The following is a 20,180-nucleotide window of genomic DNA, read 5'->3' on the forward strand; positions in this document are numbered from 1 at the left end:
CTTGCTGGATCCAAGGGAAAAAGCTTTAAAGCCAGCAGTTTTACTTAGAGGTTTCATCATGGCTTTGATTGGCATTCTGGTTATGGCGATCGGCGGCGCGGCCGTCTGGTACTGGCGATTGAAAATGGTCCGCGAGGCGGGCAGCGAGGTGATCGATAGTATCGAACGCATGCGTGGCGCCTTCAAACGCCGGCAGTTTCGCAAGAAAGCCGAAGCGGCGCCGCTGGCTTCGATTGCCGATCCGGCGATCGCGGCGGTTGCCTTCTTCTTCTGCATCGCCAAGGAAAAGCCGATGTACCTGGAGGCGGCCAAGGATGTCATTCGCAGCCGCATGGCCGGCATCATCCGGCCGGGCGACATGGATGAAGTGATGGTGTTTTGCGAATGGGCTTCGAAAAACACCATCAATCCGGAGGATCCGATCCGCCGCTTCCGCGACATGTGGATGAAGGCGCTGGATACGAACGAGCGGATACAGCTGATCGGCATTGCCGAGGAAGTCGCCGAAGTCGGTGGCGGCCGGACGAGTGAACAGGAGCAGGCGCTGCAGGTGCTCAGGCGCACGCTCATGAGTTAATAAGTAGAGGGAAGTCGGGGATGCTCGCAGTCAACAATGTCAATCTGCATTATGGTGCCGCTCAGGCGCTGCGCGGCGTCTCCATCCATGCCGAGATGGGCAAGATCACCTGCGTGCTCGGTCGCAACGGCGTCGGCAAGTCGTCGCTGCTTCGCGCCGTCACCGGCCAGAAACCGGTGAGCGGCGGGACGATCTCCTTCGATGGCGTGTCGATGAACGGGCTTTCGCCTTATGTCCGTGCCAAGCAGGGCATCGGATATGTGCCGCAGGGCCGTGAAATCTTTCCGTTGCTGACGGTGAAGGAGAACCTCGAAACGGGTTATGCGCCGCTCGCCCGTCAGGATCGCAACATCCCCGACGAGATCTTTACGCTGTTTCCAGTTTTGAAATCGATGCTTTCCCGTCGCGGTGGCGACTTGTCCGGTGGACAGCAGCAGCAACTCGCAATCGGCAGAGCCATGGTCACGCGTCCAAAAATCCTCGTGCTGGACGAGCCGACCGAGGGCATCCAGCCATCGATCATCAAGGATATCGGCCGCGCCATCCGGTATTTGCGGGATTCGACCGGCATGGCGATCCTGCTGGTGGAGCAATATCTGGATTTCTGCCGCGAACTCGCCGACCACGTCTACATCATGGATCGTGGCGAGATTGTGCATGAAGGGGGAGCTGAAACGCTGGATACGGCAGAAGCAAGGCGGCACCTGACCGTCTGACGCAAATTTTATGTCACAGGATGCAATTTATTGCATGGCTGCCACCCGGTGGAGCCATTTAAATCGCTTCTAATAAGTGTTATTCAGCCGGCATTCAGACAGACAAACACCACCCCGCACCCGACAATGAGGCGCTTGATGGCATTTGAACGCATGAAAGCTCGATCTGGTTCCCAAGCTCTTGGCACTTTTTTTGCGACAGGAGCTTTTTTCTTGGCCGGTGGCCTTGGAATGGCGCATGCCGGATGTGGCGAGACCTATAAGCCCGGCCGTCACGTCACAACGATCGAAGCCGATGGCGTCAAGCGTTCAGCCGTCTATTACGTGCCGTCCTCCTACACGGGCAAAGATAAGGTCGCGGTCGTGTTCGATTTCCACGGCAGCAACAGCAATCCGAACGGCCAGCTCACGCGCTCTTCCTGGGACAAGGTTGCCGAAAAGAACGGCTTTATTGCGGTGGCGCTGCAGGGCAGCCTGCCCGGCAAGGCACCTGGCACCTTTGCCTGGAATGTTCCCCATGTCGAAGTCAGCAAGGAAATCATCCCGACCGGCGGTCAGGGTGGTCTCGACGAGATTTCCTTCATCGATGAAGCCGTCGATGAGGTGAAGGAAGATTTCTGCGTCGATCCGAACCGCGTATTCGCGTCCGGTTATTCCGGTGGCGGCCGCATGCTTTCGGCTTACCTGTGCTCGGGTGGCGATGAATTCGTCGCTGCCGGCTTCGTGAATTCGCTGCGCGCCGGTCGCCCGGTGGAGACCGACGGTAAATGGGCGCCTGAAAAGGCCAATTGCAGCCCGGCCAAGCCTGTGTCGATCGTTGCCTTCGCAGGCGAAAAGGATCGCCAGAACCCCTATGCCGGCGGCGGCGCCGCTTATTGGCAATACAGCTTCAAGACCGCGATCCAGCGCTGGACCGATATGGACGGCTGCACCGGTAATGGCCGCACGGACACGGTCAACGGCGTGACCTACGGCATTTACGACACCTGCAAGAATGGTGCGCGCATCGCCGCCTATTCCTTTGCCAACGGCACGCATGACTGGCCGAAGCCGACGGAAAAGGAAACCGTGATTGCCGCCGCAACTGACAGCGCCAATGGTGTGGTCAAGGTCTCGGCCGTTGCCAAGAAGCCGGCCTTCGATGCCAATATTGACCCGGCCTATCGTATGTGGGACTTCTTCGGCAAGGCCGACAGCACCGATGTCGTGGCAACCGCCGCGCAGCCGAAGGCCAAGATTTCGGAAGCCGCTGCAAAGGACTGCATGGCAACCGGCGACAGCCAGGACATGACGTGCAGCACCAGCCAGACGACAGACATGCGCCGCAGCGGGCAAGGGGCGAAGGGCGCCTTGTAACTAAGGCATTCCAGGGTCGCACGCGGCTTTCCGAACTGTTTCAGGAAGGCTGCGCAAAAATCCGCCTGCCGGAGACTTTTTCTCCGGAGATGGAAGCGGTTCTGATCAATACGTCCGGTGGTCTCACCGGCGGAGATCGAGTGGGGTGGAAGATCGTCGCCGGCTGTGGGACGGCGGCGACGATCACGACCCAGGCCAATGAAAAGATCTACAAGGCATCCGCCGATACCGCGACGCTTTCGACCCGGATCGAAGTCGGCGAGGGGGCGGCCATCCACTGGCTGCCGCAGGAAACCATCCTTTTCGACCAGTCTTCACTGACGCGCAGTCTCGACGTCGATCTCCATGAAAATTCCGATTTTTTAGCCGTCGAAGCGGTTCTGCTTGGCCGCAAGGCGATGGGTGAAGCCGTGTCTCAAGGCTTTTTCCATGACCGTTGGCGCATTCGCCGTGGCGGCAGGCTGATCCATGCCGAGGATCTGCGTCTGGATGGCGCGGTCGAATCGTTGTCGGCCCAGTCTTCAGTCCTGTCGGGGCAGGTGGCGTTTGCGACGCTGTTTTACACCGGGCCGCTTGCGGAAGCGCTGCTTTCGCCGCTGCGAAGCGCGCTCTGTGATGCAAATGCAGGCGTAAGCGTCTGGAATGACAAACTGATTGCCCGAATAACCGCCATTGACGGCTTTGCTTTGAGAAAAATCCTCGTACCGGCAATTTCCGTATTGCGTAATGGCGCGCCAGTGCCGAAAGTCTGGCATATCTGATCCGATAAGCCGGGACGTTCCATGAACCTGACCCCACGCGAAAAAGACAAGCTGCTGATTTCCATGGCGGCCATCGTCGCCCGCCGCCGCCTCGAGCGCGGCGTTAAGCTGAATTATCCCGAGGCCATTGCGCTCATTACCGACTACGTTGTCGAAGGCGCGCGTGATGGCCGTTCGGTTGCGGACCTGATGGAGGCGGGCGCCCATGTCGTGACCCGCGAACAGGTGATGCAAGGCATTCCGGAAATGATCCATGACGTGCAGGTGGAAGCGACGTTTCCGGATGGAACCAAGCTTGTGACCGTGCACGAACCGATCCGCTGAGGAGCAAGTTATGGCTTTGGCCCTGCGACCCAATTGCGAATGCTGCGACACCGATTTGCCCCCGGAAAGCCGCGCGGCGATGATCTGCACGTTCGAATGCACATTCTGCGCCGATTGCGCTTCGGACAAGCTTGGCGGTTTTTGCCCCAATTGCAGTGGCGAACTGGTGCGCCGTCCGGTGCGGCCCGTGGCGGCACTGGTCAACAATCCGGCTTCCACCGTTCGGGTGCTGAAGCCCGAAGGCTGCGGGCCACAAACTGCTTTAACCGCCTGAGGGAGTGATTCATGATACCCGGTGAAGTCATTGCCGCAAAAGGCGAAATCGAGCTGAATGCCGGTGTGCCGACGATTTCCGTCGATGTCTCGAATACCGGTGACCGGCCTATCCAGGTGGGCAGCCACTATCATTTTTTCGAAACCAACAACGGCCTCGCCTTCGATCGCGACAGCGCGCGGGGCATGCGGCTCGATATTCCGGCCGGCACCGCAGTCCGTTTCGAACCGGGCCAGACGCGCTCGGTGACGCTGATCCCGCTTTCGGGCAAGCGCGAAGTTTATGGTTTCCAGCAAAAGATCATGGGAGCGCTCTGACATGGCGACCAAACATTATATCGGCGGCTGCCAGTGCGGCGCCGTTTCCTTCGAGGCGGATGCCGATCTCGACAAGACCGTGACCTGCAACTGCTCGCGCTGCCAGCGTCTCGGTGCCGTTCTGGCCTTCACGCCAAAGGCGGCTTTCTCGCTGAAATCCGGCGAGGAGAACCTCAGCGAATACCGGTTCAACTCGATGAAGCTGCAGCACCTGTTCTGCAAGACCTGCGGCATTCAGAGCTTTTCCTACGGCACCGCGCCCGATGGTGCGGAAATGGTGGCGCTCAACGTCAATTGTCTGGAAGGCGTCAATCCACGCGAACTGACCTCGTATCATCACGACGGCGCGGCAGCGTGAGATGCGAAAGGGTCGGAAAATGCTGAAACTGGCGATGATGCCGCTTTTGTGCGGTTGCGTGTTGTTGGTCGATGGCCCGGCACCGGCGCAGGAGCCGCAGCCGGATTGCAAGGCACCGCAGACACAGACCGACATGACGATCTGTGCCGGCAGGGATTTGGCCGATGCCGATGGCGCGCTGAACGTCCAGTATCAGGCGACCCGCAAGGCGATGAAGGCGCGCGATGCCGACGCAGTGACGGAAGACCAGAAGGGTGCGGAAGCGGCGCTGGTCAAGGCCCAGCGTGCGTGGGTCGCGTATCGTGACGCCGAATGCGATCTGCAGGGTTTTCAGGCGCGCGGCGGGTCGATGGAGCCGATGCTGATTTCGACCTGCGCCGCCAACCTGACGCGCGAGCGCACCAAGGAATTGAAGGCGCTTTCCGAAAATATGTAATCAGGCCGATCCTTGCCGATTGGCGACGACCGAATTTCAGAGGGGAAACCATGTCCTACAAGATGTCCCGTGCTGCCTACGCCTCGATGTTCGGTCCGACCACGGGCGACAAGGTGCGGCTGGCCGATACCGAGCTTTTCATCGAGGTGGAAAAGGACTTCACCACCTATGGCGAAGAGGTGAAATTCGGCGGCGGCAAGGTCATTCGTGACGGCATGGGTCAGAGCCAGGCGACGCGCGCGCAAGGGGCTGTCGATACCGTCATCACCAATGCGCTGATCGTCGATCACACCGGTATCTACAAGGCCGATGTGGGCTTGAAAAACGGTCGCATCCACGCGATCGGCAAGGCCGGTAACCCGGATACGCAGCCGGGCGTGACCATCATCGTCGGGCCTTCCACCGAGGCGATTGCCGGTGAGGGCAAGATTTTGACCGCCGGCGGCATGGATGCGCATATCCATTACATCTGCCCGCAGCAGATCGAGGAAGCGCTGATGTCCGGCGTGACCACCATGCTCGGCGGCGGTTCCGGCCCGGCGCATGGCACGCTTGCCACCACCTGCACCGGCGCGTGGCATATCGAGCGCATGATCGAAAGTTTTGACGCTTTTCCGATGAACCTGGCGCTCGCCGGCAAGGGCAATGCGGCGCTGTCGGCACCGCTGGAGGAAATGATCCTTGCCGGTGCGTCCTCGCTGAAACTGCATGAAGACTGGGGCACGACGCCTGCCGCCATCGACAACTGCCTGACGGTGGCCGATGCGTTCGACGTGCAGGTGATGATCCATACCGACACGCTGAACGAATCGGGTTTTGTCGAGGACACGGTTGCCGCCATCAAGGGCCGCACCATCCACGCCTTCCACACGGAAGGGGCGGGCGGTGGCCACGCACCTGATATCATCAAGGTTTGCGGCAATCCCAACGTCATCCCGTCTTCGACCAATCCGACGCGGCCGTACACCGTCAATACGCTCGCCGAACATCTCGACATGCTGATGGTCTGCCATCACCTGTCGCCGTCCATCCCGGAAGACATTGCGTTCGCCGAAAGCCGTATCCGCAAGGAAACCATCGCGGCGGAAGACATTTTGCACGACATGGGTGCCTTCTCGATCATCTCGTCCGACAGCCAGGCCATGGGCCGCGTCGGCGAAGTGGCGATCCGCACATGGCAGACGGCCGACAAGATGAAGCGCCAGCGCGGTGCGCTGAAGGAAGAAACCGGCGACAACGACAATTTTCGCGTTCGCCGCTATATCGCCAAATACACGATCAACCCGGCCATCGCCCATGGTGTCAGCCATGAAATCGGCTCGGTGGAAGTGGGTAAACGCGCCGACCTCGTATTGTGGAACCCGGCCTTTTTCGGCGTGAAGCCGGAAATGGTGCTGCTCGGCGGCTCGATTGCGGCGGCTCCGATGGGCGACCCGAATGCCTCGATCCCGACACCGCAGCCGATGCATTATCGCCCGATGTTCGCCGCTTATGGCAAGCTGCGCACCAATTCCTCCGTCACTTTCGTAAGCCAAGCGTCGCTCGATGGCGGTCTGGCGCAGCGTCTGGGCGTCGCCAAAAAACTGGTGGCGGTGAAGAACGTGCGTGGCGGCATCGGCAAGGCGTCGATGATCCACAATTCGGCAACGCCGCATGTGGAGGTCGATCCGGAGACCTACGAGGTGCGGGCCGATGGTGAGTTGCTGACCTGCGAACCGGCAACGGTGCTGCCGATGGCACAGCGGTATTTTCTGTTTTGATCCCATGGCCTATTTAATCCGTCGATGTGAACCTGCGGATAATGCCGAATGGGCGCGGTTGAGGCATGCACTCTGGCCGCATGGGGGACTAGATGAACATCGCGCGGAAATCGAAACTGGCTTGCCGGGCAACGTTTTGCGCGGTTATCTCGCCTTCGATCTGGCTGGCGAGACGGTCGGTTTTGCTGAAATTTCCATCCGTCGATATGCCAATGGAAGCACGCGATCGCCGGTGCCGTTTCTCGAGGGGATCTGGATCGCGGATGAGCACCGTCGCCACGGGATCGGTCGTTTGCTGATCGAAAATATTTCGGAAGATTGCGCGGCCGAAGGCTTTGTCGAACTTTGTTCAGATGCCGATATCGCTAATCTCGCCTCACATCATGCCCACCAAAGATGGGGTTTTGCCGAAACGGAGCGGGTGGTCTATTTCCGCAAGGCGCTTTGACATGGGGAGGATAAGGCTTGTTTTTGCGGCGGCGCTGGCGATTGTTGCCACCTTCATACTGGCCGTCATCGTTGGCACGTTTGTCCCACGTCCGCTATTTGCACCGGAACGCACTGCCGTTGCCGATACGCGTCGCATTCTCGTGCTGTCCAACCCGATCCATACCGATATCGCCATCCCGCTGAATGACGAGACGCGCGTAGCCTATGCGTTTCTCGGCGACACCGGCATTCCTGTCGCCGATCCACGGGCCGCTTGGCTGATAATCGGATGGGGAGGGCGGTCGTTTTATCTGGAAACGCCGACATGGGCCGAACTCAAGCCGATGCCGGTCTTTCGCGCACTCACCGTCGACCGTTCGGTCATGCATGTCGATATCGCCGGGCCGATCGACGAGGCGCATCCGTCCATTCGGGCTTTCGACCTGTCCGCCGACGCTTTCCAAAACCTCTCCGGCTTCATTCAGGCGAGTTTCGTCCGCGAGCAGGGCAAGGTCGCCCTCATTCCCGGTGCCGGTTACGGTAACCATGACCAGTTCTTCGAGGCGCATGGCTCGTTCAATGCGCTGGTTGGGTGCAATACCTGGACGTCGGGTGCTTTGCGGGCTGCCGGATTGCGAACCGGTTTGTGGAACCCGCTGCCACAGACGCTCGGCATCTCGCTCGATCTCTACAATCACGCCGAAAATTGAGGCCGCTTTGCCGCCGAGCAATGCTTCCTGTGAATAGCTGCTGTGCAATGCAAGATTTTATTAATAACCTTGCTGCGCTGCGGGAGAATTGTCTTTAGAGAAGTTCCATCTGCCTCGGTACGGGGCAAATGTTCAATTTCTTTTGGAGACAGTCATGCTGGGCAAACGCGTTCCCCAAGTCACTTTCCGCACTCGTGTTCGCGATGAGGCCGTTGGCGGCCCGAACCCCTACCGTTGGCAGGATGTGACCTCGGCCGATTATTTCGCCGGCAAGCGCGTTGTTCTGTTTTCGCTGCCGGGCGCTTTCACGCCGACCTGCTCGACCTTCCAGCTGCCTGATTTCGAAAAGCTTTTCGGCGATTTCCAGGCCGAAGGCATCGATGCCATCTATTGCATGTCGGTCAATGACGCGTTCGTCATGAACGCATGGGCCAAGAGCCAGAACCTTGCCAACGTCACCGTTATTCCGGACGGTTCGGGCGAGTTCACCCGCAAGATGGGCATGCTGGTCGCCAAGGACAATCTCGGTTTCGGCATGCGCTCGTGGCGTTACGGCGCCGTCGTCAACGATGGCGTCGTCGAGCAGTGGTTCGAGGAAGAAGGTTATTCCGACAACTGCGAGAGCGACCCGTATGGTGCGTCTTCGCCGCAGAACATTCTGGACAATCTGCGCGCCATGAAGGTTGCCGCTGAATAAGGTTTTGCCTTTATCGCAATGTCTCGAAAAGCCCGGCAGTGCCGGGCTTTTTGCGTTTAGTCCTGTGGGCCCATCGTGGACCAGACCGGAGTGCCGATCGTCTGCAACAGTTCTGATGCCACGCCATCGATGCGCGCCAGAACGGCCTTGGCAAGCTCTTGGCCCGCGTGGCGCACATCCTCGGTGACGGTGAGGATTTCCGGCCTTATCCAGTTCAGGAACTCGGCCGACTGTTTGGCGACGATATCGACATCAGCGCCGAGCCTGAGGCCTGCCGCCTCGATCCCGGCAGTGAGTGCGATGGTGGAGGAACCGCTGAGCGAGACGATGCCGTCGGGTGGCTCGGGAAGGCGGCACAGACGTTCCGAATGGGTACGCAGCTCGTCAAGCGGTGTTTCCGTCGTCAGGCGCCCCATCGAGACCTCGACCGCCTGAAAATCGGCAAGAGCACGTTCGAAGCCGGCACGACTGTGAGCGTGATAGGACCGGCTTTGTGGTGCCAGAAGTGCGATGCGGCGGCGTCCGCGTTTCACCAGCCGCTCGACCGACTGGTAGACATAGGCCTCGTTGTCGAAGTCGTAGAAGGGGTGGGCGATGCCCATGTCAGTGCGGCCGTGGGTGACGAAGGGCAGGTTGCGCTCCTGCATGAGCCTGACACGCTGGTCTTCAGGCTCGATGCGGGAAATGATCACGCCATCGGCCGAGCCGGTATCGAGAATATAGCGGATCGGCACCATCGGGTCCTTCTCAAAGGAATGCGGCGTGACCACGAGATGGTATTGCGTACCGCCCAGCACTTCGGAAATGCCCTGCACGATCTGGCTGGTAAAACCCATCAGTTCCTGTTCGATGCCGAGAACCAGTGCGATCACATTGGTTTTTCCGGTGCGCAGACGCACGCCGGCACGGTTCGGCTGATAACCGAGCTGGCGCGCCACAAGGCGTACGCGCTCCTTGGTATCGGCACCGATATCGGGGGCATCCTTCAAGGCGCGCGAAACCGTGGTGATGCCGAGCCCGGTCATATAGGCAATCGTCTTCAGGGTCGGACGCTCGGTGGCTGGCGTCCCGCGGGAAAATCTTCTGTCTTCGTCGTCCATGGCTGCGTTCGCGTTAGAAGTGCCGCATTGATGGGTGGCTCAATTGTCTATTTCGCGTCTTACGGCAAAAAACTGTAACGTTACAGTGATTTTTGTACTGGTCATTCTGTGTAGGGGACACAGCCTGCAATTCAGCGTAGGCATGACGCAGACGCACAAATTTTTTGCGTCTGCGAAGGTGCTGATGTGGGAATAATTCATAAATAACTGAATTTATTTGATATTGAGCATGGTCGATGAATTGTGAAATTCTTCTCAGGATTGAATCGATGGGGGCGATAAAATTATTCGTTCCCTCGCGGGTTGCCACCCATAAAACTTTGCCCTAGCTTTTACTGCAACGTTTCAGTGAGGGAGGAGACTCATGCGTATTCGTGCTTTTGCGGCCGTTCTGGCTGCCACTGCGGCACTGCCTTGCCTTGCGCAGGCTGCCGATCTGGAGGTCACGCATTGGTGGACGTCGGGCGGTGAGGCTGCCGCGGCCAAGGAACTGGCAACCGCATTCAATGCTACCGGAAACAAGTGGGTGGACGGCGCCATTGCCGGCGCTGGCAGCACCGCGCGCCCGATCATGATCAGCCGTATTACCGGCGGCGATCCGATGGGGGCCACCCAGTTCAACCACGGCCGTCAGGCCGAGGAACTGGTACAGTCCGGCCTGATGCGCGACCTTTCCGAGGTCGCGGAAAAGGGCAAGTGGAAGCAAGTGATCAAGCCGGCGAGCCTGCTCGACAGCTGCACCTATGAAGGCAAGATCTATTGCGCGCCGGTGAACATCCATTCATGGCAGTGGCTGTGGCTTTCAAATGCGGCTTTCGAGAAGGCCGGCGTACCCCTGCCCAAAGACTGGAACGAGTTTGTTGCTGCCGCGCCAAAGCTGAGGGAGGCCGGCATCCAGCCTCTGGCACTTGGTGGCCAGGCCTGGCAGGCCACCAACCTGTTTGATGTTCTCGTGCTTTCGCTGGGTGGCAAGGAGCTTTACGAAAAGGTCTTCAAGGACAAGGACGAAGAGGTTGCGGCCGGACCGGACATGGCCAAGATCTTTGCCGCCGCCGATCAGGCTCGCCAGATTGCCAAGGGCAACAACGTGCAGGATTGGAACCAGGCCACCAATATGGTCATTACCGGCAAGGCCGGCGGCCAGATCATGGGCGACTGGGCGCAGGGCGAATTCCAGCAGGCCGGCCAGACTGCCGGCAAGGACTATTCCTGCCTTGCAGGGCTCGGGCTGAACCAGGTTTTGGCGACGGGCGGTGATGCCATCTACTTCCCGCTGATCGACAACGAGGAAACCGCTAAGGCACAGGATGTGCTGGCGGAAACCATCGTCGATCCGAAGGTGCAGGTGGCCTTCAACATCAAGAAAGGCTCCGTGCCGATCCGCGGCGACGTCGATATGGCATCGGCCAATGATTGCATGAAGAAGGGTATCGAGATCATCGGCAAGGGCGGCACGACGACCAGCATCGAGCAGCTTGTTTCCGCCGATACGCAGAAGCAGAAGGAAGACCTCATGTCCGAATTCTTCGCCAATGCGTCCATGACGCCGGAGGCCGCACAGGAGCGGTTTGCCGAGATCATCGGTTCGGCGGACTGACAGCCGCTTTCCAGCGCTCAACCTGCCCGGCTCCGCTGACATGCGGGGCCGGACGGATAGGTCACGCACCGTGCAGGGCCGATCGAGGAGGAAACATGCCCCAATCCATGCCGTCGTCAACCGGTTCATCCGGACAGATATCCAGGTTTTCCGGCCGACCCAACCAGCTTTTCCGCAATCTCAATTCGAAGATCGCCTCCATCCCGATGATCTTTGTCGCCCTCGTCATTTTCCTTGGCGGCTCCATCTGGACCATCGTTTATTCTTTCACCAATTCCCGGCTTCTGCCGCGCGCGAATTTCGTCGGTTTCGATCAGTATGAACGTCTCTGGGCCTCGTCGCGCTGGATCGTCTCGATCCAGAATCTGGCGATCTACGGCATCCTGTCGCTGATCTTTTCGCTGGTGGTCGGTTTTGTGCTGGCAGCACTGATGGATCAGAAGATCCGTTTCGAAAACGTTTTTCGCACCATCTTCCTTTATCCCTTTGCGCTGTCCTTCATCGTTACCGGCCTTGTCTGGCAATGGATCCTCAACCCCGATTTCGGCATTCAGGCCATCGTCCGTTCGCTCGGGTGGGAAAGTTTCGAATTCAATCCGATCTATGACGCGGATATCGTCATCTACGGCATCCTGATCGCCGGTCTCTGGCAGGGCACGGGCCTCGTCATGTGCCTGATGCTGGCCGGGCTTCGTGGCATCGACGAGGATATCTGGAAGGCGGCGCGTGTCGACGGCATCCCGATGTGGAAGACCTATATCTTCATCGTCATCCCGATGATGCGCCCCGTCTTCGTCACCACGCTGGTCATCATCGGTGCCGGCATCGTCAAGCTCTACGATCTTGTCGTGGCGCAGACCTCGGGCGGCCCGGGCACATCGTCGGAAGTGCCGGCGAAATATGTCTATGACTACATGTTCCTGGCGCAAAACCTGGGCCAAGGCTTTGCCGCATCCACGATGATGCTGCTGACCGTCGCCATCATCATCATTCCCTGGGCCTATCTCGAATTTGGAGGGAAGAAACGTGGCTGATGTTTCCACTCTCAACACCGCTGCCGTCGGCAATGATGCAGCCAGAAGCAGGCTCTCCACCGGGCCGCGCGGCAGCAAGCCGAAAAAGACCCTGTCGCGCCGCAACATCATGCTCTACGGCATTCTCGGGCTGGCTGCGCTCTATTACCTGCTGCCGCTTTATGTGATGGTCGTGACCTCGCTGAAGGGCATGCCGGAAATCCGTCTCGGCAACATCTTTTCACCGCCGGTGGAAATCACGTTTGAGCCCTGGGTGAAAGCCTGGGCGCAGGCCTGCACCGGCCTCAACTGCGACGGTCTTTCACGTGGTTTCTGGAACTCGGTTCAGATCATGGTTCCATCCGTGATCGTGTCTATCCTCGTTGCCTCGGTTTCCGGTTATTCGTTGGCCAACTGGCGCTTCAAGGGCTCCGAACTGTTCTTCTCCATCCTCATCGTCGGCGCCTTCATTCCCTATCAGGTGATGATCTATCCGATCGTCATCATTCTGCGGGAAATGGGTATCTACGGCACGCTGACCGGGCTGATCATCGTCCACACCATTTTCGGCATGCCGATCCTGACGTTGCTTTTCCGCAACTATTTTGCCTCGCTGCCGGAAGAACTGTTCAAGGCGGCGCGTATCGACGGGGCCGGATTTTGGCAGATTTACGGGCGCATCATGCTGCCCATGTCGCTGCCGATCTTTGTCGTGGCGATGATCCTGCAGGTGACCGGCATCTGGAACGACTTTCTGTTCGGCGTCGTCTTCACCCGGCCCGACACCTATCCAATGACGGTGCAGCTCAACAACATCGTCAACTCCGTGCAGGGCGTGAAGGAGTATAACGTCAACATGGCGGCGACGCTGTTGACCGGTGCCGTTCCGCTCATCGTCTATTTCGTTTCCGGCCGCCTTTTCGTCCGTGGCATCGCCGCCGGCGCAGTGAAGGGATGACCCTCATGAATGTAGTTCCCATCAATACCACTCGGGCCAGCCATAGCGTCTCAGTCCGCGATCTGACGTTATCATTCGGATCACTGACGGTTCTGGAAAACCTCAATCTCGACATTCACAATGGTGAGTTCCTCGTCCTGCTCGGTTCATCCGGCTGCGGAAAATCGACTCTGCTCAACTGCATCGCCGGCCTGCTGGAGCCGACAGAGGGGCAGATCTTCATCAAGGACAAGAACGTCACCTGGGAGGAACCCAAGGATCGCGGCATCGGTATGGTGTTCCAGTCCTATGCGCTTTATCCGCAGATGACGGTGGAGGGAAATCTCTCCTTCGGCCTGAAAGTTGCCGGCATGGCGAAAGACGAGATCGCCAAGCGCATTGCCCGTGCCGCCGAGATCTTACAGATCGAGCCGCTTTTGCAGCGCAAGCCGGCGGCTCTGTCCGGTGGCCAGCGCCAGCGCGTAGCGATCGGGCGCGCACTGGTGCGCGATGTCGATGTATTCCTGTTCGACGAGCCGCTGTCCAACCTCGATGCAAAACTGCGCTCCGAACTGCGTGTCGAGATCAAGCGGCTGCATCAACAGCTGAAAAACACGATGATCTACGTGACCCACGACCAGATCGAGGCCCTGACGCTGGCGGATCGCATCGCCATCATGAAGTCGGGTGTCATCCAGCAGCTGGCGGACCCGATCACAATCTACAATCGCCCCAACAACCTGTTCGTTGCCGGTTTCATCGGTTCGCCCTCCATGAATTTTCTGCGTGGCGAACTGGTGGAGCAGGGCGGGCGTATCGTCTTCAGCACGCATGGCGTCACCTTCGGGCTCGATGGCTACGAGGCATCGGAATCGTTGACTGCCGGACGCAAGGTCGTGCTCGGTGTGCGGCCCGAGCATATCAAGGTCGATGGCGATCTTTCCGGCGAGGAAGCGCATGACGCGGTCGTCGATATCGAGGAGCCGATGGGTGCCGATAATCTCATCTGGCTGAAACTTGCGGGTCATACGATCTCGGTGCGCGTCGGTGGTGCGCGGCGTTACGCAGTCGGTGCGCAAGTGCGGCTCGGTTTCGACATGACCATGGCATCGCTGTTCGATGCCGGGACGGAGGAACGGATTTGATGGTCCGGTCGGTCTGACACGGATCAGGCAGAATTTTCATTTCATGGAGGATGACATGACGACTTTAGGTTTCCAGCTTTACAGCGCCCGCAATTTTCCACCGCTGTCCGATACGCTCAAGCTCGTGGCCGGCGAGGGCTACAAGGAAGTCGAAGGATATGGCGGCCTTTACGCCACGCTCGACGAGGCGGCTCTCAAATCCTTCCGTGCCGAGCTCGATGCCAACGGCCTGAGCATGCCGACCGGCCATTTCGGTCTCGATCTTCTGGAAAACGAACCGGCGCAGGCTCTGCTGATCGCCAAGACACTTGGTCTTTCCGGAATTTATTGCCCGTATCTTGGCGCCGATCAGCGCCCGGCCGATGCCGAAGGCTGGTATGCCTTCGGTAAACGTCTGGCCGAGGCTGGCAAGCGTTATCAGGATGCCGGCTACACCTTTGGCTGGCACAATCATGATTTCGAATTCAAGGCATTGCCGGATGGCTCGACCCCGCAGGAGCAGATTTTTGCGGGCGGTCCAGACCTTGCCTGGGAAGCCGATATTGCCTGGGTCATCCGCGGGGGGGCTGATCCGTTCGCCTGGATCGAAAGCTATGGCAAGAAGATCACGGCCGTGCATGTGAAGGATATCGCGCCGGCCGGCGAGAACACAGACGAGGATGGCTGGGCCGATCTCGGCCATGGCACCGTGCCGTGGAAGGATCTGCTTGAGGCGCTCAAGAAGACCCCGGCGAAACATTACGTGCTGGAGCATGATAACCCCAACGATGTCGTGCGGCTTGCCAAGCGCTCCATCGCCTCGTTCAACACCTACTGATTGCAAGAGATTTCGGAGTATTTCCATGTCCAAGGAACTGGGCGTCGGCATCATCGGATGCGGCAACATTTCCACCACCTATTTTGCGCTGTCGCCACTGTTCAAGGGCCTGAAAATCCTTGCCTGCGCGGATCTCAATCCGGAGGCGGCAAAACTCAAGGCCGAAGAATTCGGGGTTAAGGCGCAAACCATCCCCGAGCTTCTCGCCAATGACGAGCTTGACGTGATCGTCAATCTCACCATTCCGGCGGCACATTTTACCGTGTCGAGGGCGATCCTCGATGCCGGCAAACATGTCTATTCGGAAAAGCCGCTGACGATTACCCTCGAGGAAGGCAAGGAACTGCAGGCGCTTGCCAAGTCGAAAGGCCTGGCCGTCGGCTGCGCGCCAGACACGTTTCTCGGCGGTGCGCACCAGCTTGCCCGTCAGTATATCGATGAGGGTGGTGTCGGCCGCATCACCTCGGGCACATGCCATGTGATGAGCCCTGGTATGGAAATGTGGCATCCCAATCCGGGTTTCTTTTTCCTTACCGGTGGCGGGCCGATCCTCGATCTCGGGCCGTATTATATCGCCAACCTCATCAACTTCCTCGGCCCGATCAAGCGCGTGGCGGCCTTGACCTCCATGGCAAACCCGACACGGCTGATCACCAGCGAACCGCTGAAGGGGCAGAGCATTCCGGTCGAGACACCGACCAATATCCATGCGCTGCTGGAGTTCGGCAATGGCGCGACCATAACGCTGTCGGCCAGCTGGGATGTCTGGTCGCACCGCCACGCCAATATGGAACTTTATGGCACCGAAGGTTCGATCTATGTGCCCGATCCGAACTTTTTCGGCGGCGTGGTCGAGGCGAGCGGGCGGGACAAGGATATCCAGCCGCTCAAGGACTGGGATCACCCATTCGGCAGGGCCAACCAGGAAAGCCCGCAGGGGCCGCGTGCCAACTATCGCACCGCAGGCCTCGCCGACATGGCAATGGCGCTGATCGAGGGACGCGATGTGCGTTGCTCGATCGACCGCGCCCTGCATGGCGTCGATGTCATGACCTCCATCCTGCGCTCAGGGCAGGAGGGCAATTTCGTCGCGACCACCACGACCTGCACTCAGCCGGCAGCCCTCGGCATTGACGAGGCCCTGGCGCTGCTGCGCTGACAAAGTGGTGTAGACGCGCAAGATCCACCCGGTGCCCCTCCCGGGTGGATCTGCTTTTCTGCTGGAACGCATGGGAGAAGACATGATCCGCAACCCGATCTTGCCCGGGTTCAACCCGGACCCCTCGATCTGCCGTGTCGGCGAGGATTATTATATCGCCACCTCGACCTTCGAGTGGTTTCCCGGCGTGCAGATCCATCACTCGCGCGATCTGGCGAACTGGACGCTGGTGCGCCGCCCGCTGGAGCGCGCAAGCCAGCTCGACATGCGCGGCAATCCGGATAGCTGCGGCGTCTGGGCGCCATGCCTGTCCTATGCCGATGGGTTGTTCTGGCTGGTGTTTACCGACGTCAAACGCCTCGACGGGAATTTCAAGGATGCGCATAATTACATCGTTACCGCGCCGACGATCGAGGGTGAATGGTCCGATCCGGTCTATGTCAATTCATCCGGTTTCGACCCGTCCCTGTTTCATGACGATGACGGACGCAAATGGTTCCTCAACATGCAATGGAACCACCGGACGGAAAGTTATGGCGGGGCACCGAAATCCCCGGCCTTCGACGGCATCCTGCTTCAGGAATGGGATCCGAAGACGGGACTGAAGGGGCAGATCAGGAACATCTTTGCCGGCAGTTCGCTCGGTCTCGTCGAGGGGCCGCATCTCTTCAGGCGCAACGGCTGGTATTACCTGACCGTTGCGGAAGGCGGCACCGGCTACAATCACGCCGTCACCATGGCGCGGTCGCGCACGATCGACGGACCTTATGAACTGCACCCGCAGACGCATGTGATCACCGCGAAGGATCATCCGGAAGCGCCGTTGCAGCGCGCCGGGCATGGGCAATATGTCGAGACCCCGGACGGCCAAGTCTATCATACACATCTGTGCGGGCGACCGATGCCGCCCAACAGCCGTTCGCCGCTCGGTCGCGAAACGGCATTGCAGAAATGTGTCTGGAAAGACGACTGGCTCTATCTTGCGCAGGGTGGCGTGGTGCCGGATGTAGACGTCCCGTCGCCGGCCGCTGCCGAGGCCAAGGAGAAGGCTGCGCGTATAGAAACCGTCTTCGACGGACCGTCGTTGCCTCATGAGTTCCAGTGGCTTCGTTCCCCGGCGAAGGACCGTCTATTCAGCCTGTCCGAGAAGGAGAGCGTTTTACGCCTTTTCGGCCGTGAAAGCATCGGCTCGTGGTTTGAGCAGGCGCTTGTCGCCCGACGTCAGGAACATCATCGTTTTCGTGCCGAAACGACGGTCGAGTTTTCTCTGGATACCTATCAGCAGGCCGCCGGGCTGACCCATTATTATAACCGCCACAAGTTTCATGCGGTTGTTGTTACCCTGCATGAAAAGCTTGGCCGGGTGGTGACGATCTTTTCCTGCCCCGGCGATTTTCCCAATGCCCGTATGGTCTTCCCGGTCGAAGGCGGCGTGTCGGTGCCGGAGGGACCGATCGATCTGGCGCTCGAGGTGACCGACAACGACCTGCAGTTCTTCTGGCGCCCGGGTGGTGCGAATGACTGGCAGGCGCTCGGCCCGCAACTGGACGCCAGCGTGATCTCCGACGAGGGCGGGCGTGGCGAGCATGGCTCGTTCACCGGCGCGTTCGTGGGCATGTTCGCCTTCGACACATCGGGGCGCGGCAACCATGCCGATTTCGGGCGTTTTGTGTATGAGGCTCTGGTCTAGCGGCTGTTCGGCGGAGCGCGGTTTTTGTGTGCAGGACGGATAGGCTCTTGTGCTTGCACGGGCGCATGGCAATGATGCGCGCAATCGTATTCGAGTGGGAAAGCCATGCAGCATATCCATTATTATCGCCCCGCCGGTGTCGTCACCGATCCGCCGATTGATACCGTCAGTCTGCCGCACGACCTGCGACACCTTCGCCGCAAGCTTCTGCATCTGTCGAATGGCGACATGGTGATGCTCGACCTCAAGGAAGCGGTGCTGTTTCAGCACGGCGACCGGCTGATCCTCGACAATGGCGATACGATCGAAGTGCAGGCCGCACCTGAGAAGCTTTTTGAGGTGAATGCGCGCGACACGCTGCATCTGATCGAACTGGCATGGCATCTCGGCAACCGGCATCTCTCGGCGCAGATCGAGGAAGGCCGCATTCTCATCCTGCGTGACCACGTCATCCGCTCGATGCTCGAGGGCCTCGGCGCCAAGGTCTATGATGTGGAAGAACCTTTTCAGCCCGTGCGTGGCGCCTATCACGCGCATGGCGGTCATAGCCATGGCCACGATCACGGCCATCACCACGACCATGGCCATGTGCACGGTCCCAACTGCAATCATGACTGACCGGACATGACGGCTGCTTTTGATACGCAGGGCCTGCTGCGGCTGATGGCATGGCTGTCGCCTGCTTTTCCGGTGGGCGGTTTTGCCTGGTCGGGCGGGCTTGAGCGCGCCGTGCATGACCGGCTGGTGACGGATGCCGCGGGTTTAACCGACTGGATTTCGACCGTGCTTTCGCATGGCTCGTTGTGGAACGATGCCGTGCTGTTCTGCGAAGCTTGGCGGCAGTGCGAGGATGCTGAGGCTTTGGCCTCGGTCGCCGAACTCGGGCTGGCGCTGGCCGGTTCGGCGGAACGTCATGCGGAAACGCTGTCGCTCGGCAAGGCATTTGTCGCCGGTGCCGCCGCTTGGCCGCATCCTGTGTTCGATCGTGTGCCGTCCGATCTGCCGTTTCCTGTCGCGGTCGGCGCTGTTGCGGCCGCGCATTCCGTGCCGGTCGACAAAGCACTGGCAGCCTATCTGCATGCCGCCGTTTCGCAGTGGATTTCTGCGGCCATCCGGCTCGGCGTCTGTGGGCAGGCGGATGGTGTGCGGGTTCTTGCCGGTACCGAAACCGTCATTGGCGAGATGTCGGCAAGGGCAGGAGCGCTGACGCTCGACGATCTCGGCACGGCCACGGTACAGGCGGAAATTGTCTCGCTCAGGCACGAGGTGCAGCATTCGCGGCTGTTCCGTTCCTGACGGTCTAAGCGACACCGGTATCTTCCGTATTGAAGCACAATTCGCTGACGTTATTCTCGCGGCAGAGCATTTGAGAGGACATTTCATGAAATCGGCAAACGGTCCCCTGCGGGTCGGCATCGGTGGTCCGGTCGGCTCCGGCAAGACGGCGCTGACGGAAAAGCTTTGCAAGGCGATGCGCGAAAAATATTCGGTCGCTGTCGTCACCAATGACATCTACACCAAGGAAGATGCCGACGCTCTGGTGCGCATGCAGGCGTTGTCGTCGGATCGCATTGTCGGTGTCGAAACGGGCGGATGTCCGCACACCGCCATTCGGGAGGATGCGACGATCAACCTGCAGGCCATTGCCGGCTTGAACCAGCGTTTTCCCGATCTCGACGTGGTCTTCATCGAATCGGGCGGCGACAATCTGGCGGCGACTTTTTCGCCGGATCTGGCCGATATCACCATCTATGTGATCTCCACCTGTCAGGGGGAGGAAATCCCGCGCAAGGGCGGGCCGGGGATCACGCGTTCGGACCTGCTGATCATCAACAAGAAGGATCTGGCGCCTTATGTCGATGTCGATATCGACGTGATGGACCGCGACGCTGCCCGCATGCGCGAACAGAAACCGCATGTGTTCACCGATTTGAAGCGCGGCGAAGGCGTCGAGCATGTCGTGCGGTTTCTGGAATTGCATGGCGGCCTTTGAAGTCGGAGGCGTTC

At 59.4% G+C, this 20,180-nt stretch carries 24 protein-coding genes; 23 read left to right on the forward strand and 1 reads right to left on the reverse strand.

Annotation, left to right across the window (positions count from 1 at the left end; translation table 11 throughout):
* Positions 1 to 58 precede the first annotated feature (58 nt).
* From ACRQ1B_RS03025 to ACRQ1B_RS03085, 13 genes are all read left to right on the forward strand, one after another.
* On the forward strand, positions 59 to 577 hold the full coding sequence (locus ACRQ1B_RS03025) for a hypothetical protein (protein ID WP_432292184.1): 519 nt from the start codon (positions 59 to 61) through the stop codon (positions 575 to 577).
* Positions 578 to 597: 20 nt separating this feature from the next.
* Positions 598 to 1,293, forward strand: a complete 696-nt coding sequence (gene urtE, locus ACRQ1B_RS03030; RefSeq protein WP_432292185.1) for an urea ABC transporter ATP-binding subunit UrtE — start codon at positions 598 to 600, stop codon at positions 1,291 to 1,293.
* Positions 1,294 to 1,506: 213 nt separating this feature from the next.
* Positions 1,507 to 2,649 (forward strand): CE1 family esterase, encoded by a 1,143-nt coding sequence (locus ACRQ1B_RS03035; RefSeq protein WP_432292186.1) that lies wholly within the window; start codon positions 1,507 to 1,509, stop codon positions 2,647 to 2,649.
* Positions 2,586 to 3,410, forward strand: coding sequence for an urease accessory protein UreD (locus tag ACRQ1B_RS03040; RefSeq protein ID WP_432292187.1), 825 nt, complete (start codon positions 2,586 to 2,588; stop codon positions 3,408 to 3,410). Before ACRQ1B_RS03035 ends, ACRQ1B_RS03040 begins: the two co-directional genes overlap by 64 nt.
* A gap of 21 nt (positions 3,411 to 3,431) precedes the next feature.
* On the forward strand, positions 3,432 to 3,734 hold the full coding sequence (locus ACRQ1B_RS03045; protein WP_432292188.1) for an urease subunit gamma: 303 nt from the start codon (positions 3,432 to 3,434) through the stop codon (positions 3,732 to 3,734).
* Between the two features lie 10 nt (positions 3,735 to 3,744).
* Positions 3,745 to 4,008, forward strand: coding sequence for a DUF1272 domain-containing protein (locus ACRQ1B_RS03050; protein WP_432292189.1), 264 nt, complete (start codon positions 3,745 to 3,747; stop codon positions 4,006 to 4,008).
* An 11-nt stretch (positions 4,009 to 4,019) separates the two neighbouring features.
* Complete coding sequence (locus ACRQ1B_RS03055; RefSeq protein ID WP_432292190.1) at positions 4,020 to 4,325, forward strand: urease subunit beta; 306 nt, start codon at positions 4,020 to 4,022, stop codon at positions 4,323 to 4,325.
* A gap of 1 nt (position 4,326) precedes the next feature.
* Positions 4,327 to 4,683 (forward strand): GFA family protein, encoded by a 357-nt coding sequence (locus tag ACRQ1B_RS03060; RefSeq protein ID WP_432292191.1) that lies wholly within the window; start codon positions 4,327 to 4,329, stop codon positions 4,681 to 4,683.
* A gap of 19 nt (positions 4,684 to 4,702) precedes the next feature.
* Positions 4,703 to 5,119: a lysozyme inhibitor LprI family protein gene (locus tag ACRQ1B_RS03065; protein ID WP_432292192.1), complete on the forward strand. Its 417-nt coding sequence runs from the start codon at positions 4,703 to 4,705 to the stop codon at positions 5,117 to 5,119.
* Between the two features lie 50 nt (positions 5,120 to 5,169).
* Positions 5,170 to 6,879 (forward strand): urease subunit alpha, encoded by a 1,710-nt coding sequence (gene ureC / locus ACRQ1B_RS03070; RefSeq protein ID WP_432292193.1) that lies wholly within the window; start codon positions 5,170 to 5,172, stop codon positions 6,877 to 6,879.
* Between the two features lie 4 nt (positions 6,880 to 6,883).
* On the forward strand, positions 6,884 to 7,327 hold the full coding sequence (locus tag ACRQ1B_RS03075; RefSeq protein WP_432292194.1) for a GNAT family N-acetyltransferase: 444 nt from the start codon (positions 6,884 to 6,886) through the stop codon (positions 7,325 to 7,327).
* 10 nt (positions 7,328 to 7,337) lie between these two features.
* Complete coding sequence (locus ACRQ1B_RS03080; protein ID WP_432293796.1) at positions 7,338 to 8,018, forward strand: TIGR02117 family protein; 681 nt, start codon at positions 7,338 to 7,340, stop codon at positions 8,016 to 8,018.
* A gap of 154 nt (positions 8,019 to 8,172) precedes the next feature.
* Positions 8,173 to 8,715 (forward strand): peroxiredoxin, encoded by a 543-nt coding sequence (locus ACRQ1B_RS03085; RefSeq protein WP_432292195.1) that lies wholly within the window; start codon positions 8,173 to 8,175, stop codon positions 8,713 to 8,715.
* Between the two features lie 56 nt (positions 8,716 to 8,771).
* On the opposite strand, the gene ACRQ1B_RS03090 is transcribed toward ACRQ1B_RS03085, so the two are convergent.
* On the reverse strand, positions 8,772 to 9,815 hold the full coding sequence (locus ACRQ1B_RS03090; protein ID WP_432292196.1) for a LacI family transcriptional regulator: 1,044 nt from the start codon (positions 9,813 to 9,815) through the stop codon (positions 8,772 to 8,774).
* Positions 9,816 to 10,179: 364 nt separating this feature from the next.
* Here ACRQ1B_RS03090 and ACRQ1B_RS03095 point away from each other — a divergent pair, with 364 nt between their 5' ends.
* From ACRQ1B_RS03095 to ureG, 10 genes are all read left to right on the forward strand, one after another.
* Entirely contained in the window at positions 10,180 to 11,412 is a 1,233-nt protein-coding gene (locus ACRQ1B_RS03095) for an ABC transporter substrate-binding protein (RefSeq protein ID WP_432292197.1), read from the forward strand.
* A gap of 95 nt (positions 11,413 to 11,507) precedes the next feature.
* A complete protein-coding gene (locus ACRQ1B_RS03100; protein WP_432292198.1) occupies positions 11,508 to 12,446 on the forward strand; it encodes a carbohydrate ABC transporter permease in 939 nt (312 codons plus the stop codon).
* Positions 12,439 to 13,383 carry a carbohydrate ABC transporter permease gene (locus tag ACRQ1B_RS03105; protein WP_432292199.1) on the forward strand — a complete coding sequence of 315 codons (945 nt, stop codon included), beginning with the start codon at positions 12,439 to 12,441 and terminating at the stop codon, positions 13,381 to 13,383. The genes ACRQ1B_RS03100 and ACRQ1B_RS03105 overlap by 8 nt, the downstream gene beginning before the upstream one ends.
* 5 nt (positions 13,384 to 13,388) lie before the next feature.
* Positions 13,389 to 14,507, forward strand: a complete 1,119-nt coding sequence (locus ACRQ1B_RS03110) for an ABC transporter ATP-binding protein (protein WP_432292200.1) — start codon at positions 13,389 to 13,391, stop codon at positions 14,505 to 14,507.
* Between the two features lie 55 nt (positions 14,508 to 14,562).
* Positions 14,563 to 15,324 (forward strand): sugar phosphate isomerase/epimerase family protein, encoded by a 762-nt coding sequence (locus ACRQ1B_RS03115; RefSeq protein WP_432292201.1) that lies wholly within the window; start codon positions 14,563 to 14,565, stop codon positions 15,322 to 15,324.
* 25 nt (positions 15,325 to 15,349) lie between these two features.
* Positions 15,350 to 16,483: a Gfo/Idh/MocA family protein gene (locus ACRQ1B_RS03120; protein WP_432292202.1), complete on the forward strand. Its 1,134-nt coding sequence runs from the start codon at positions 15,350 to 15,352 to the stop codon at positions 16,481 to 16,483.
* Positions 16,484 to 16,565: 82 nt separating this feature from the next.
* Positions 16,566 to 18,173: a glycoside hydrolase family 43 protein gene (locus ACRQ1B_RS03125; RefSeq protein WP_432292203.1), complete on the forward strand. Its 1,608-nt coding sequence runs from the start codon at positions 16,566 to 16,568 to the stop codon at positions 18,171 to 18,173.
* 105 nt (positions 18,174 to 18,278) lie between these two features.
* A complete protein-coding gene (gene ureE / locus ACRQ1B_RS03130) occupies positions 18,279 to 18,791 on the forward strand; it encodes an urease accessory protein UreE (protein ID WP_432292204.1) in 513 nt (170 codons plus the stop codon).
* A 6-nt stretch (positions 18,792 to 18,797) separates the two neighbouring features.
* The gene (locus ACRQ1B_RS03135; RefSeq protein WP_432292205.1) at positions 18,798 to 19,469 is read left to right on the forward strand and encodes an urease accessory protein UreF; all 672 of its coding nucleotides are present in this window, start codon (positions 18,798 to 18,800) and stop codon (positions 19,467 to 19,469) included.
* A 28-nt stretch (positions 19,470 to 19,497) separates the two neighbouring features.
* On the forward strand, positions 19,498 to 20,166 hold the full coding sequence (gene ureG / locus ACRQ1B_RS03140) for an urease accessory protein UreG (protein WP_432293797.1): 669 nt from the start codon (positions 19,498 to 19,500) through the stop codon (positions 20,164 to 20,166).
* Positions 20,167 to 20,180 lie beyond the last annotated feature (14 nt).

This window comes from Endobacterium panacihumi (genome assembly GCF_050847465.1).
GTDB lineage: Bacteria > Pseudomonadota > Alphaproteobacteria > Rhizobiales > Rhizobiaceae > Neorhizobium > Neorhizobium panacihumi.

Excerpts from the sequence above, each read along its gene's own strand:
- ACRQ1B_RS03100 (WP_432292198.1), top strand. The coding sequence starts at position 11,508 with ATGCCCCAATCCATGCCGTCGTCAACCGGTTCATCCGGACAGATATCC.
- ACRQ1B_RS03065 (WP_432292192.1), top strand. The coding sequence starts at position 4,703 with ATGCTGAAACTGGCGATGATGCCGCTTTTGTGCGGTTGCGTGTTGTTG.
- ACRQ1B_RS03025 (WP_432292184.1), top strand. The coding sequence starts at position 59 with ATGGCTTTGATTGGCATTCTGGTTATGGCGATCGGCGGCGCGGCCGTC.
- ACRQ1B_RS03050 (WP_432292189.1), top strand. The coding sequence starts at position 3,745 with ATGGCTTTGGCCCTGCGACCCAATTGCGAATGCTGCGACACCGATTTG.
- ureE (WP_432292204.1), top strand. The coding sequence starts at position 18,279 with ATGCAGCATATCCATTATTATCGCCCCGCCGGTGTCGTCACCGATCCG.
- ACRQ1B_RS03095 (WP_432292197.1), top strand. The coding sequence starts at position 10,180 with ATGCGTATTCGTGCTTTTGCGGCCGTTCTGGCTGCCACTGCGGCACTG.
- ACRQ1B_RS03125 (WP_432292203.1), top strand. The coding sequence starts at position 16,566 with ATGATCCGCAACCCGATCTTGCCCGGGTTCAACCCGGACCCCTCGATC.
- ACRQ1B_RS03085 (WP_432292195.1), top strand. The coding sequence starts at position 8,173 with ATGCTGGGCAAACGCGTTCCCCAAGTCACTTTCCGCACTCGTGTTCGC.
- ACRQ1B_RS03110 (WP_432292200.1), top strand. The coding sequence starts at position 13,389 with ATGAATGTAGTTCCCATCAATACCACTCGGGCCAGCCATAGCGTCTCA.
- ACRQ1B_RS03115 (WP_432292201.1), top strand. The coding sequence starts at position 14,563 with ATGACGACTTTAGGTTTCCAGCTTTACAGCGCCCGCAATTTTCCACCG.
- ureC (WP_432292193.1), top strand. The coding sequence starts at position 5,170 with ATGTCCTACAAGATGTCCCGTGCTGCCTACGCCTCGATGTTCGGTCCG.
- ACRQ1B_RS03090 (WP_432292196.1), bottom strand. The coding sequence starts at position 9,815 with ATGGACGACGAAGACAGAAGATTTTCCCGCGGGACGCCAGCCACCGAG.
- ACRQ1B_RS03075 (WP_432292194.1), top strand. The coding sequence starts at position 6,884 with ATGGCCTATTTAATCCGTCGATGTGAACCTGCGGATAATGCCGAATGG.
- ACRQ1B_RS03060 (WP_432292191.1), top strand. The coding sequence starts at position 4,327 with ATGGCGACCAAACATTATATCGGCGGCTGCCAGTGCGGCGCCGTTTCC.
- ACRQ1B_RS03135 (WP_432292205.1), top strand. The coding sequence starts at position 18,798 with ATGACGGCTGCTTTTGATACGCAGGGCCTGCTGCGGCTGATGGCATGG.
- ACRQ1B_RS03120 (WP_432292202.1), top strand. The coding sequence starts at position 15,350 with ATGTCCAAGGAACTGGGCGTCGGCATCATCGGATGCGGCAACATTTCC.
- urtE (WP_432292185.1), top strand. The coding sequence starts at position 598 with ATGCTCGCAGTCAACAATGTCAATCTGCATTATGGTGCCGCTCAGGCG.
- ACRQ1B_RS03055 (WP_432292190.1), top strand. The coding sequence starts at position 4,020 with ATGATACCCGGTGAAGTCATTGCCGCAAAAGGCGAAATCGAGCTGAAT.
- ACRQ1B_RS03045 (WP_432292188.1), top strand. The coding sequence starts at position 3,432 with ATGAACCTGACCCCACGCGAAAAAGACAAGCTGCTGATTTCCATGGCG.